This is a genomic window from Caulobacter sp. (assembly GCF_017744445.1).
In the GTDB taxonomy this organism is placed as follows: Bacteria; Pseudomonadota; Alphaproteobacteria; order Caulobacterales; family Caulobacteraceae; genus Caulobacter.
On the sequence record NZ_JAGIBH010000002.1, the window covers coordinates 176816 to 189603 of the forward strand.

The 12788-nt window shown below is 66.4% G+C and carries 8 protein-coding genes; 4 read left to right on the forward strand and 4 right to left on the reverse strand.

Annotation, left to right across the window (positions count from 1 at the left end):
* Positions 1-182: 182 nt before the first annotated feature.
* The 3 genes from J7528_RS04250 to dnaG all read right to left on the reverse strand — a co-directional run bounded on the left by J7528_RS04250 (position 183) and on the right by dnaG (position 5470).
* Positions 183-1007 (reverse strand): DUF2971 domain-containing protein, encoded by an 825-nt coding sequence (locus J7528_RS04250; protein ID WP_291871672.1) that lies wholly within the window; start codon positions 1005-1007, stop codon positions 183-185.
* A gap of 8 nt (positions 1008-1015) precedes the next feature.
* Positions 1016-2977, reverse strand: coding sequence for an RNA polymerase sigma factor RpoD (rpoD, locus tag J7528_RS04255; RefSeq protein WP_291871674.1), 1962 nt, complete (start codon positions 2975-2977; stop codon positions 1016-1018).
* Positions 2978-3535: 558 nt separating this feature from the next.
* Positions 3536-5470 (reverse strand): DNA primase, encoded by a 1935-nt coding sequence (gene dnaG, locus J7528_RS04260; protein ID WP_291871676.1) that lies wholly within the window; start codon positions 5468-5470, stop codon positions 3536-3538.
* 233 nt (positions 5471-5703) lie between these two features.
* On the opposite strand from dnaG, the gene J7528_RS04265 reads away from it, so the two are divergent.
* The gene (locus J7528_RS04265; RefSeq protein WP_291871678.1) at positions 5704-6585 is read left to right on the forward strand and encodes a BON domain-containing protein; all 882 of its coding nucleotides are present in this window, start codon (positions 5704-5706) and stop codon (positions 6583-6585) included.
* A gap of 38 nt (positions 6586-6623) precedes the next feature.
* Here the strand turns inward: J7528_RS04265 and J7528_RS04270 are convergent, their stop codons facing one another.
* Positions 6624-7211: a LysE family transporter gene (locus J7528_RS04270; RefSeq protein ID WP_291871680.1), complete on the reverse strand. Its 588-nt coding sequence runs from the start codon at positions 7209-7211 to the stop codon at positions 6624-6626.
* Positions 7212-7439: 228 nt separating this feature from the next.
* Here J7528_RS04270 and J7528_RS04275 point away from each other — a divergent pair, with 228 nt between their 5' ends.
* The 3 genes from J7528_RS04275 to J7528_RS04285 all read left to right on the forward strand — a co-directional run bounded on the left by J7528_RS04275 (position 7440) and on the right by J7528_RS04285 (position 12667).
* On the forward strand, positions 7440-9401 hold the full coding sequence (locus tag J7528_RS04275; protein ID WP_291871682.1) for a peptidase M61: 1962 nt from the start codon (positions 7440-7442) through the stop codon (positions 9399-9401).
* A 208-nt stretch (positions 9402-9609) separates the two neighbouring features.
* Positions 9610-10113: a hypothetical protein gene (locus tag J7528_RS04280; protein WP_291871684.1), complete on the forward strand. Its 504-nt coding sequence runs from the start codon at positions 9610-9612 to the stop codon at positions 10111-10113.
* Between the two features lie 136 nt (positions 10114-10249).
* Positions 10250-12667: a glycoside hydrolase family 3 N-terminal domain-containing protein gene (locus tag J7528_RS04285; RefSeq protein ID WP_291871686.1), complete on the forward strand. Its 2418-nt coding sequence runs from the start codon at positions 10250-10252 to the stop codon at positions 12665-12667.
* Positions 12668-12788 lie beyond the last annotated feature (121 nt).

Sequence of the window (12788 nt, forward strand, 5' to 3'; positions counted from 1 at the left end):
CCGCTCATCCCCGCGAAAGCGGGGACCCAAGCCGACCATCCAACAACACCCCGCTTTCCTAGGCCTTGTGCCTAGGACCCATGGGTCAGCTGGGCGGGCAGTCCTCCGGGAGAGTTGCCGCCGACCTTGGCGAACACCGGCCCGTCCCATGCTCTCGGAACGATGGGTCCTAGGCACTAGGCCTAGGAAGGCAAATTAGATGAAGCGTCTGACGGGTTGTGGCTGGCCGGTCCTCTCAGCACTACACCGCGAGTGCGGGCGGGAGGTACGAGCAGGCGGGATTGCACGACCGGACGTCGAACCCCCATCTTACGGCATAGCGCCTTGACCATTTCCAGGAACCAAACATCTGCCGCCGGTGAAATGACGACGCGCTCTATGAGATGGTTCAGATTGCACGCAACCTCTACCCCCGGCGGAGGCGTAGGAAGCGGTCCTATTTTACCGCCGCTTCCGAACATATGGATTAATATAGCTTCAGATTCATAGGCATAGCTGAGCCGCTTCTTAAGCGCGACATCAAACAGATTGGGCCCCATGAACTGAGCTTCATGGTCCACATAGCTGACTTGGCCGAGGTGGACTTCTAGTTTCGATTTTCGAAATGCTCGAGCCATTCGCTCAGAGCTGCTCACTATCGCGATGCCTGCATGCTCTGAAGCATATATTTTCCACATCGCGACAGATTCGACCGCCGACATGTGCCAACAATTTACAAACAGATAGGGTCGAACCGTCTCATAAAGCTTTGCAAGTTGCTCTTGAAAGTCAGGCATGTCGGCATGCCCGGCATTCTGAAGATCCGCTCTAGCAAAGTCAGAAAAAGCCTTAGCCGAAGGCTCAGGCAGGGTCGCCTCGTAAGGATCTTGGACGGCGAGTTGCTCAGCGCTCGATAGCCATAGCTTTTGTCCGAGCAACAACGCCGTGAACTTAGCAAGGTCAGTATATCGCCAGAGCAGTACTGAAGCCGCTGGCTCCGTTACATTCGGATGGGAGACCAGCGGCATTTAAATCGTTAGCTGTCCAGGAAGCTCCGCAGCTTCCGCGACCGGCTCGGGTGCTTCAGCTTGCGCAGGGCCTTGGCTTCGATCTGGCGGATGCGTTCGCGGGTGACCGAGAACTGCTGGCCGACTTCTTCCAGGGTGTGGTCGGTGTTCATACCGATGCCGAAGCGCATGCGCAGCACGCGTTCTTCGCGCGGGGTCAGCGAGGCCAGCACGCGGGTGGTGGTCTCCCGCAGGTTGGACTGGATGGCCGCGTCGATCGGCAGGACGGCGTTCTTGTCCTCGATGAAGTCGCCCAGGTGGCTGTCTTCCTCGTCGCCGATCGGCGTTTCGAGCGAGATCGGCTCCTTGGCGATCTTCAGGACCTTGCGGACCTTTTCCAGCGGCATGGCCAGCTTTTCGGCCAGCTCTTCCGGGGTCGGCTCGCGGCCGATCTCGTGCAGCATCTGGCGGCTGGTGCGGACGATCTTGTTGATCGTCTCGATCATGTGCACCGGGATACGGATGGTCCGGGCCTGGTCGGCGATCGAGCGGGTGATCGCCTGGCGGATCCACCAGGTGGCGTAGGTCGAGAACTTGTAGCCGCGACGGTATTCGAACTTATCGACCGCCTTCATCAGGCCGATATTGCCTTCCTGGATCAGGTCCAGGAACTGCAGGCCGCGGTTGGTGTACTTCTTGGCGATCGAGATCACGAGACGGAGGTTGGCTTCCACCATCTCCTTCTTGGCCTGACGGGCCTCGCGCTCGCCCTTCTGCACCGTCTGGACGATGCGGCGATAGTCGTCGATCGGCACGCCGGTCTCGGTGGCCAGGGCGGCGATCTCGCCACGGATGTCGGTCACCGACTGGCTGTCGTTCTCGACGAACTTGGTCCAGCGCACGCCCATGCCCTTGACCTGGTCGCCCCAGTTCGGGTTCAGCTCCGAACCGAAATAGGCCTTCAGGAACTCGCCGCGGCTGATGCCGTAGCTGTCGGCCAGGCGCAGCAGGCGGCCTTCCAGGCCGATCAGGCGCTTGTTGATCGCATAGAGCTGCTCGACCAGAGCCTCGATACGATTGTTGTTCAGCTTCAGCGTCTTCAGGTGCTGGATGATCGTCGCCGACAGGCCTTCATAGGCCTTGCGGTCGGCGTCGGTCAGGTCCTCGCCCTTCAGGCGGCTGCCGACCAGCTTGTCCTGCAGCTTGCGGAAGCTTTCGAACTCGCTGGCGATGGCGTCCAGGATGGCCATGACGCCTTCGCGCAGCTCGCCTTCCATGGCGCTGACGGTGGGCCCGGCGCCGTCGTCGAAGTCGTCCTCGTCCTCGCCGCCTTCGCCCTCGGCCTTCTGCTCGCCGCCGGCTTCATCGTCGACGGGCTCGGCCGGGCCTTCCTCGTCGTCGGCGGCCGGCTGGGCGGCCACGCCGTTGATCGCGGCATAGGTGGCTTCCAGGTCGATCACTTCACGCAGCAGGATGCGGCCGGTGCCCAGTTCCTCGCGCCACACCATGATGGCTTCGAAGGTCAGGGCCGACTCGCACAGGCCGCGGATCATGGTGTCGCGGCCGGCCTCGATGCGCTTGGCGATGGCGATTTCGCCCTCGCGCGACAGCAGCTCGACCGAGCCCATTTCGCGCAGATACATGCGCACGGGGTCGTCGGTGCGGTCGTAGGCGGCCGGCTTGTCGCTGGTGATGACGGCGGTGTTCTCGTCACGGGTGGCGACTTCGCCGCCTTCCGAGCCCTCGGCGTCTTCTTCGGCTTCAACGACGTTGACGCCCATCTCGCTGAGCATGGCCAGCGTGTCTTCGATGGCGTCGGGACTGACTTCCTCGGACGGCAGCACCTTGTTCAGCTCGTCCATCGTGACGTAGCCGCGGGCTTTCGCCTGCTTGATGAACTTCTTTACGCCGGCATCGGTCAGGTCGAGCAGAGGACCGTCACCACCGGTGGCTTCGGGCGCTTCCGTCTCGGCCGAGGAATTGTTGCTCATCAAGCTCTCCGAAATCGACACCGCCAGCTCTGCAAGAGCGGCGCCGAGAAAATCCGTTTCGAAAAGGACCGCCGTCGTCGGTCGGCGCTGTGATTCAGCGCACGCCCAACGATCACGTTCCCGTCAGAAGCCGCCCAAGCGCGCCCTTTCCGCCATGTACGAACGCTCCGCGGGAAACCCGGCGGAGGCCCAGAGGCGTGGGCGCGGCCTGGCGTCTGCCCTGATCGGGTCGACGACCGCTGGGGACCTGGGGCGGCAACGAGGGTGACATCCTGTTTCGGTATAGGGCGCGCGCTGCGGCGGCCCGAGCGATGTCAGTCAGTTGCTTGGCAGTTCCTTGAGTCGGCATGTGGCTTTGGGTGACGCCGGTGTCAAGATGGCACGGGTGACTATCGCAAAATTTGCAGGCTCCTCTCCCACCCGTTTCTCCGGCGAAAGCCAGGGCCCAGATCCATCCGGAGAGGTTTGGGCGATCGCGCATGGGGCCTAGCCAAGACCACTTCGCGTAGTGGGTTCGATCTGGATCCCGGCTTTCGCCGGGAAGACGGAGAAGGGCCGTTACTGCGCCCGCCAGAACTCCAGATTGCTGATCTGGCGCTGCAGGACGCCGATCCGGTCGCGCAGATCGCGGGTGGCGGCGAGGCTGGCGGCGGTGACCTCCTCGCGGCGCATGCCCTCCAGGGCCCGCTCGGAATCGGCGATCTCGATCACCGCCTCGTAGCAGGCGGCCCACAGGGCGCGGGCCTTGGCCGGGTCGAAGCGGGCGTCCAGGAACGGGGCGTCCGAGATCGCCAGCCGCTCGATCTCGGCCAACGGTTCGGACAGGCCCTTGCGCGACAGCCGCTCGCGCAGGGGCACATCGTCGCCGTGGTCGTCGCACAGGGCCAGGAACAGCTCGTGCGACAGAGGCTTGAGGCGCGGATCCCCGAAGCCGACACGCTCGATCGCCTCGTCATAGCTGCGTGCCCAGCCGGGATGGTCGATGGCGGCCAGGGCGATGGCGGCGTGGAAGGGCTTGATGCGGCCGGTGATCTGCACCCGCGCCGTCGGACGCAGGCCCGGGTCGGGCGGCTCGCGCTTGCCGTTCTTCCAGGTCCCACCGCCCCCGCTTCGGGGCGTGAACGGACGGTCGCGGAAACCGCCGCCGCCGCCGTTGAAGCCGCCGCCATACTCCCCGCCGCCGCCGTCTTGAGGCGGCCGCCGGCGCTGGAACAGTTCGTCATAGCGTTCGCGCAGGTCGTCCTTGTAGGCCTGGGCCAGGTCCTTGTCGGCGATGGTCCCGGCGGCGGCGCGCAGGCGCTGGCGCAGGCCGGCCTTGCGCTCGGGGGTGTCCAGTTCCTCGAGATCCCGCTCGCGTTCGAACAGGGCGACCACGAAGGGCTTGGTGTCGGCCAGCTGCTCGCGCAGGGCCTCGGGACCCTGGTCGCGCAGCACGTCGTCGGGATCCTTGCCGCCGACCGGCATCGAGAAGCGGAACGAGCGGCCGGGCTTGAGCAGCGGCAGGGCGCGGTCGATCGCGCGGTGGGCGGCGCGCTGGCCGGCCTTGTCGCCGTCGAAGCACAGGGTCGGCTCGGGATGCAGGCGCCACAGGGCCTCCATCTGCTCCTCGGTCAGGGCCGTGCCCATGGCCGCCACGGCCGGCACGTTGGCGCGCTGGCAGGCGATGACGTCCATATAGCCCTCGACCACCACCATCGGCGTGCGCTCGTTAGGCGCGGCCGACTGGTTGGCGTGCAGGATCTTTCGGGCCTCGAACAGGCCATAGAGGACCCGGCTCTTGTGGAAGAGCCCGGTCTCGGGACCGTTCAGGTATTTGGCGCGGGCGTTGGGATCCATGGCCCGGCCGCCGAACGAGACGACCTTCCCCCGGCTGTCGGCGATCGGGAAGATGATGCGGTCGCGGAAGCGGTCATAGGGCTGGCCGCCGTCCTCGGGCGAGATCAGCACGCCGGCGTCCACCAGGTCGCCCGGCTTGGCGCCCTTGGCGACCAGATAGTCCTTCAGGCCCGTGCGGTTGTTGGGCGAAAAGCCGATGCGGAAGCGGCTCCATTCCTTCTCGGGCAGGCCGCGCTTTTCGAGGTAGGCGCGGGCGGTCTGGCCACCAGGGCGACGCAGCTCGGCCTCGAACCAGGCGGTGGCCAGCTCCATCCAGTCGCCCAGGGATGAACGCTTCTGCTCCTCGCGGGCCATCTGCGGATCGACGGCGGGCAGGGTCATGCCGGCTTCGGCCGCCAGCCGCTCGACCGCCTCGGCGAAGGTCAGCCGCTCGGTCTCCTGCAGGAAGCTGATGATGTCGCCGTGCTTGCCGCTGGAGAAGCAGTGATAGAAGCCCTTCTCGTCATTGACGAAGAACGACGGGCTCTTCTCCTTGGTGAACGGCGACAGCCCCGCATATTCGCGCCCCTGCCGCCGCAGCTTCACCGACTTGCCGACGACGTCGGACGGGCGAAGGCGGGACTTCAGTTCTTCGAGGAAACGATCGTCGAAACGCATCTAGGGGTAGGCGGAACTTCGCGGGCCAGAAAACAACACCCTATGTAGGATGACGCTTCGGCATAAGCGGTCGCAGGCCCGCCATCCAAGCCGGGGGATCAATCCCCCACAAGTTACCCACAGATTAACGGTTCGCAGCTCGGCAGTAGGAACACCGACTCCGCCCTCTCCGTTTTGAGAGCCGGGGCGCCTCGACGCGCCCACAGCTTTCAACAACGCCACGGAGAAGATCCATGCCCCAGAGATGGAATGACCGCGAAGGCCGCTTCGATGTCGAGGCCGACGGCGATTTCGACCGCAACCGCCAGGATCGTGGCTACGGCTACGACGCGTCGCGCCGACGAGACCCCGAACGGTCCAGCTACGCCAATTCCGGCTATGACCGCTCGTACGGGCAGGACGCGCCGCGCGAGCGTTATAACGGCTCCAATCGTAGCCCAAGTCGCGGCGGCAGCGAGTTCCTGCGCGCCGCCCAGCAAGGGACGCGCGACTACGGCGCCGGATCCCGCGGCTACGAGTCGCCAGGCGGCTATGGCCGGGTGGGCGGCCACGACTTCGGCGGCGCGACCGGCGACTACGGCTCCAGCGGCTATTCCAGCCGCACGGCCGACTATGGCGACGAGCGCTATTTCGACCACCACGACCGTGACCAGGAAGCCCGGGAGCGCAGCTATCGCGGCGCCTATGGCAATCACGATCCCTATCGCGCGTTCGGCCCCGGCCGGCGGCACGAGGAGGATCGCAGCTGGTTCGACAAAGCCCGTGACGAGGTCTCCTCGTGGATGGGCGACCAGGACGCCCTGCACCGGCGCGAAGCCGACGGCGCTCATCGTGGCCGTGGGCCGAAAGGCTATCGCCGCTCGGACGAGCGCATCCGCGAGGATGTCAGCGACCGCCTGACCGACGACAGCTGGCTGAACGCCAGCGACATCGAGGTCTCGGTCTCCGACGGCGACGTCACCCTGACTGGCTCGGTCCGCTCGCGCGAGGACAAGAAGCGCGCCGAGGCCCTGGCCGAGAGCGTGACGGGTGTCGACAACGTCCAGAACAACCTGCGTATCGACCGCGGGACCGGAACGACGGCGACGAGCGTGCCGCTGTCGGATCCGCTGTAAGCCTGAAGGCCCCGGCGTCAGCCGGGGCCTCTTCTTTACTACCCCACCGCCGCCATCCCGGCCGCCGCCAGGATCGCGCCGCCCATGGCCCAGTTCATGGCCCGCTGGCCCTTCACGCCCAGCTTCACCCGGCCCAGCACCACGCCCAGCGCCAGCCAGGCGATATCCACCACGATCATCACCGCCACGCACAGCGCCCACTTCACCGGCGCATCCCAGCGCGGGCTGGCCACCACGAACGAGCCGAACAGCGAAACGAAGGCCAGATAGGCCTTGGGATTGGCCGCCCCCAGCACGAAGCCGCCCGCGAAGGTCAGGCTGGCCGAGGTCCCGCCACCGACCTCCCCTTCCGGCGGCGCGGTCGCCACGCTCCAGGCCAGCCAGACCAGATAGCCGACCGACACCACCGTCAGCGCCAACCGCAGCACCGGCGCGGCCGCCAGCAACGAGGCCAGTCCCGCCGCGCTGAGCCCCGCCGCCAGGGCCAGGCCGACCTGCATCCCGGCATAGAGCCGCAAGCCGCCGGCCAAGCCCAGGGTGCGCCCCGCCACGATCAACGCGGCGATCCCCGGGCCAGGCGAGCCCAGCAAGGCCGTCGCCGCCAGCACGAACAGAAGCGCTTCCATCGCTCACCCCATGACATAAAGATATGCATATATTTTTATGTCACACTCGAAACCCCTGTAAACCGGGCGTTCCGATTGCGCGCGCGTCGCTTTGTTTCCGTCCGGAAACGGAACAGCGCTCCGCGTACCCATGTTCTGCATACGGAGGCCAAGTTGTTCTCGACAAGCACAGGTTAACGACACAAACATCCCGGCTTCTCAGCCGCGGGAGGGAGCCCGCGCGCCGCATTGGGGTGTTTCGTGAAAGCGCTGTTCTTCTCCGTCTCCGTCCTGTCGCTGGTCGCGACCGCCGCCATGGCCCAGGTCCCGACCCCGGCCGCCAACCAGCCGATGCCGGAGGCCGCCTCGACGACCCCGCCGATCGAAGCCCCGCGCGACGTGCCCTATGCTGGCACGGTCAAGGTGGCCGTCGACGCCACCGATCTGGACCGCAAGATCTGGAACGTCACCACGACCATGCCGGTCAGCAAGGCGGGCGACTTCGTGTTCCTGTATCCGCAGTGGGTCCCGGGCGGTCACTCGCCGCGCAACGACCTGGACAAGCTGGCGGGCCTGGTCGTCACGGCCAATGGCAAGCGCATCCCCTGGACCCGTGACGTGGTGTCGGTGAACGCCTTCCACGTCGACGTCCCGGCCGGCGTGACGGAACTGCAGATCAGCTACCAGTTCCTGACCGCCGTCGAGGCCAAGGTCGGCCGCACGGAAGTCACGCCCGAGATGCTGAACCTGCAATGGCTGCAGGTCACCATGTACCCGGCCGGCTACTACACCCGCCAGATCCCGATCGACGCCAGCGTCAAGCTGCCCGACGGCTGGAAGCTGGCCACGGCGCTGGAAACCGCCAAGACCGAGGGCGCCACGACCACCTTCAAGACCACCACGGTCGAGACCCTGGTCGACTCGCCGATCTTCGCCGGCAAGTACTTCAAGTCGATCGACCTGGACCCGACCGGTCCCGCGCCCGTCCGCCTGAACCTGGTCGCCGACAGCCCAGAGCTGCTGGACGCCAAGCCCGAGCACATCCAGATCCACAAGGATCTCGTGCAGCAGGCCTACAAGCTGTACGGCTCGCACCACTACGACCACTACGACTTCCTGGTCTTCCTGTCGGACAAGATCGGCGGCATCGGCCTGGAGCACCACCGCTCGTCCGAAAACCGCGTGGTTCCGAAGTACTTCACCGAGTGGGACAAGAGCTTCGTGGGCCGCGACCTGCTGAGCCACGAGTACACCCACTCGTGGAACGGCAAGTTCCGCCGCGCCGCCGACCTGTGGACCCCGAACCTGAACGTGCCGATGCGCGACAGCATGATGTGGGTCTATGAGGGCCAGACCCAGTACTGGGGCAACGTCCTGGCCGCCCGCTCGGGCCTGCTGACCAAGCAGCAAGCCCTGGACAGCCTGGCGGCCACCGCCGCGACCTACGACAACCGTCGCGGCCGCGACTGGCGTCCGGTGCAGGACACCACCAACGACCCGATCATCGCCAACCGCAAGCCGCTGTCGTGGCTCAGCTACCAGCGCAGCGAGGACTACTATTCCGAAGGCCTGCTGGTCTGGCTCGACGCCGACACCCTGATCCGCGAGAAGACCGGCGGCAAGAAGTCGCTCGACGACTTCGCCAAGGCCTTCTTCGGCGTCGACAACGGCTCGTACGTGTCGCGCACCTACACGTTCGACGACGTGGTCAGCACGCTGAACGGCGTCTACGCCTATGACTGGGCCACCTTCCTGAAGACCCGCATCCAGGACGTGCAGGAAAAGGCCCCGCTGGATGGCTATGCGCGCGGCGGCTACAAGCTGGTCTATACCGACACGCCCACCGAGTTCATGAAGACGGCGGAGAGCAAGTCCAAGAGCACCGGCCTGCCCTATTCGCTGGGCCTGTCGGTCGGCTCGGACGGCGTGCTCAGCGACGTGCAGTGGGGCGGCCCGGCATTCAAGGCCGGCCTGACCCAGGGCCTGACGGTCGTGGCGGTCAACGGCGAGGCCTTCGATGGCGACAAGCTGAAGGCCGCCGTCACCGCCGCCGTGAAGCCCGAGAACCCGCTGGTCGAGCTGCTGATCAAGGACGGCTCGCGCTATCGGATGGTCAAGATCGACTATCGCGGTGGCCTGCGTTACCCGCGCCTGGAGAAGATCCCTGGCGCGCCGTCGCGCCTGGACGACATCCTGACGCCGCGCAAGTAACAGGCGAGCTATACGTCGCCAGGTTGCGAACCGCTCGCAGCCTGCGACGATTTGGGGAAGGGCGGGAAGACGGCCGGTGTGTCATCTTCCCGACTGTTCAATCCCTCTGAACGCGTACCGAAAAGGGCCCGCTCCCTCTCCCAAGGCGGGCCCTTTTTTACGTCCGCGGCCTTGGCGCTCGGCCGGCCGCCCCGCTATTCAGTCGGCTATGCCGGACTGCCCTGAACTCCAGCGCATCACGACCGAATACGTGACGATCGAGGACCGCCTGCGGCTGACGGGCGCGACGGGCGACGATCAGATCGTGGTGTTGTGGCTGACGCAGAAGCTGCTCAACCTGCTGGTCCCGCAGCTGACCGGATGGCTGGAGCGTCAGGGCGGGGCCGGCGGCGAGCTGTTGCAGGAGTTCGCCCAGCAGGCCGCCGAAGCGTCCTTGCCCATCGAGGCGGCGGTGCGGGCGGCCGCTCCGGAGACGAACGCCCTGGTGGTCACGGTCGACATCGCCACTCGCGCGGAGGGCGCCATCCTGGTCTTCAAGACCGAGGACAACACCCCATTGGCCAGCCTGCCGCTTCCCTTCGAGGCCCTGCGCCAGTGGCTGGGCATCGTTCGCAACCAATATGTCGCCGGCGGCTGGCCGACGAGCGCCTGGCCAGCCTGGATGGACGAGACCCACATAGCGCCGCCCGCCCAGACGACCGCCTTGCACTAGCAGGCCGCGCAAGACAGAAATGAGACCGGTACCATTTCTGCCTTGAGTGGTCAGACAACTGCCCCCATAGTGCCGGCCAACGGCGGCCAGCTCAGAGCCGCCATGACGCAATGCGCAGCCTCGGGGAAGCACCAGGATGACCACCACCCTCACCCGCCGCCTGTTCGGCGCGAGCCTCGCCGCCCTCTCCGCGGCCGCCATGCCTGGCCTGGTTCAAGCCGCCGAAAAGGCCGCTAAAAAGGGCGACAAGCCGCTCTACAAGGATCCGACCCAGCCGATCGACGCCCGCGTCCAGGACCTGCTGGGCCGCATGACGCTGGAAGAGAAGGCCGCCCAGCTGATCGGCATCTGGCTGACCAAGGCCAAGATCCAGACCGACGCCGGCGAGTTCTCGGCCGAACAGGCGGCCAAGAACTTCCCCAATGGCCTGGGCCAGATCTCGCGTCCGTCGGACCGTAAGGGCCTCAAGCCCGCCACCGTGGTCGATGCGGCCGCCGGCGCCGACGACGGCGCGATCAACCGCAACGCCAAGGAAACCGCCCGCTACACCAACGCCGCCCAGAAGTGGGCGATGGAAAAGACCCGCCTGGGCATCCCGCTGCTGATGCACGACGAGGCCCTGCACGGCTATGTGGCGCGTGACGCCACCAGCTTCCCGCAGGCCATCGCCCTGGCCTCGACCTTCGACACCGAGCTGACCGAGAAGATCTTCGCCGTCGCCGCCCGCGAGATGCGCGCCCGGGGTTCGAACCTGGCGCTCGCGCCGGTCGTCGACGTGGCCCGCGACCCCCGCTGGGGCCGCATCGAGGAGACCTATGGCGAGGACCCGCACGTCTGCGCCGAGATCGGCCTGGCCGCCATCCGCGGCTTCCAGGGCACGACCCTGCCGCTGGCCAAGGACAAGGTCTTCGTCACCCTCAAGCACATGACCGGCCACGGCCAGCCCGAGAACGGCACCAATGTCGGCCCGGCCCAGATCGCCGAGCGCACCCTGCGCGAGAACTTCTTCCCGCCCTTTGAGCGCGCGGTGACCGAGCTGCCGGTGCGCGCGGTCATGCCGTCGTACAACGAGATCGACGGCGTCCCCTCGCACGCCAACCGCTGGCTGCTGACCAAGATCCTGCGCGAGGAGTGGGGCTATAAGGGCTCGATCCAGAGCGACTACTTCGCGATCAAGGAGCTGATCGCCCGCCACAAGCTGACCACCGACCTGGGCCAGACCGCCGTGATGGCCATGCATGCCGGCGTCGATGTCGAGCTGCCCGACGGCGAGGCCTACGCCCTGATCCCGGACCTGGTGAAGGCCGGCCGCATCCCGCAGTTCGAGATCGACGCCGCCGTCGCCCGCGTCCTGACCATGAAGTTCGAAGGCGGCCTGTTCGAGAACCCGTACGTCGACGAGAAGACGGCCGACGCCAAGACCAACACGGCCGACGCCATCGCCCTGGCCCGCGAGGCCGCCCGCAAGGCCGTGGTTCTGCTGAAGAACGACAAGGGCCTGCTGCCGCTGGACGGCAAGAAGGTGAAACGCGTGGCCCTGCTGGGCACCCACGCCAAGGACACCCCGATCGGCGGCTATTCGGACATCCCTCGCCACGTGGTCTCGATCCACGAGGGCCTGACCGCCGAGGCCAAGGCCCAGGGCTTCCAGCTGGACTACGCCGAGGCCGTGCGCATCACCGAGTCGCGCATCTGGGCCCAGGACGAGGTCAAGCTGGTCGACCCGGCCGTCAACGCCAAGCTGATCGCTGAAGCCGTCGAGGTCGCCAAGAACGCCGACGTGGTGGTCATGGTGCTGGGCGACAACGAGCAGACCAGTCGCGAGGCCTGGGCCGACGCTCACCTGGGCGACCGCGACAGCCTGGACCTGATCGGCCAGCAGAATGACCTGGCCAAGGCGATCTTCGACCTGGGCAAGCCGACCGTGGTGTTCCTGCTGAACGGCCGCCCGCTGTCGATCAACCTGCTGGCCCAACGCGCCGACGCCATCATCGAGGGCTGGTACCTTGGCGAGCAGACCGGCTTCGCCGCCGCCGACGTGCTGTTTGGCCGCGCCAATCCGGGCGGCAAGCTGCCGGTCAGCATCGCCCGCGACGTCGGCCAGCTGCCGATCTACTACAACCGCAAGCCCACGGCTCGCCGCGGCTACCTGCTGGGCGACACCAGCCCGCTGTACCCGTTCGGCTTCGGCCTGTCGTACACCACCTTCGACATCTCGGCCCCGCGCCTGGCCAAGGCCAAGATCGGCACGACCGAAAGCGTCAAGGTCGAGGTCGATGTCACCAATACCGGCAAGGTCGCCGGCGACGAGGTGGTGCAGCTGTATGTCCACGACGAGGAGGCCAGCGTCACCCGTCCGGTGCTGGAGCTGAAGCACTTCAAGCGCGTGACCTTGGCGGCCGGCGCCAAGACCACGGTGACCTTCGAGATCAAGCCGTCGGATCTGTGGATGTGGAACCTGGACATGAAGCGGGTCGTGGAGCCGGGGGATTTCAAGATCCTGGTCGGCCCGAACTCCGTGGACCTGAAGGCGGCGACGCTGACGGTGGCGTAAGGCTACTGAAGCGCTTTCCCAAAAACCGATCTCCCCGGCGAAAGCCGGGGCCCAGATCGAGCCCAGGGCAGAGTGGGCTTTGCCGAGGCTTTCGGCGGGCCCACCCAGACCGCTCCGGATG

Coding starts and splice junctions, on each gene's coding strand:
- dnaG (WP_291871676.1), bottom strand. CDS start 5,470: ATGCGTTTCGACGATCGTTTCCTCGAAGAACTGAAGTCCCGCCTTCGC.
- J7528_RS04250 (WP_291871672.1), bottom strand. CDS start 1,007: ATGCCGCTGGTCTCCCATCCGAATGTAACGGAGCCAGCGGCTTCAGTA.
- J7528_RS04280 (WP_291871684.1), top strand. CDS start 9,610: ATGCCGGACTGCCCTGAACTCCAGCGCATCACGACCGAATACGTGACG.
- J7528_RS04285 (WP_291871686.1), top strand. CDS start 10,250: ATGACCACCACCCTCACCCGCCGCCTGTTCGGCGCGAGCCTCGCCGCC.
- J7528_RS04270 (WP_291871680.1), bottom strand. CDS start 7,211: ATGGAAGCGCTTCTGTTCGTGCTGGCGGCGACGGCCTTGCTGGGCTCG.
- rpoD (WP_291871674.1), bottom strand. CDS start 2,977: ATGAGCAACAATTCCTCGGCCGAGACGGAAGCGCCCGAAGCCACCGGT.
- J7528_RS04265 (WP_291871678.1), top strand. CDS start 5,704: ATGCCCCAGAGATGGAATGACCGCGAAGGCCGCTTCGATGTCGAGGCC.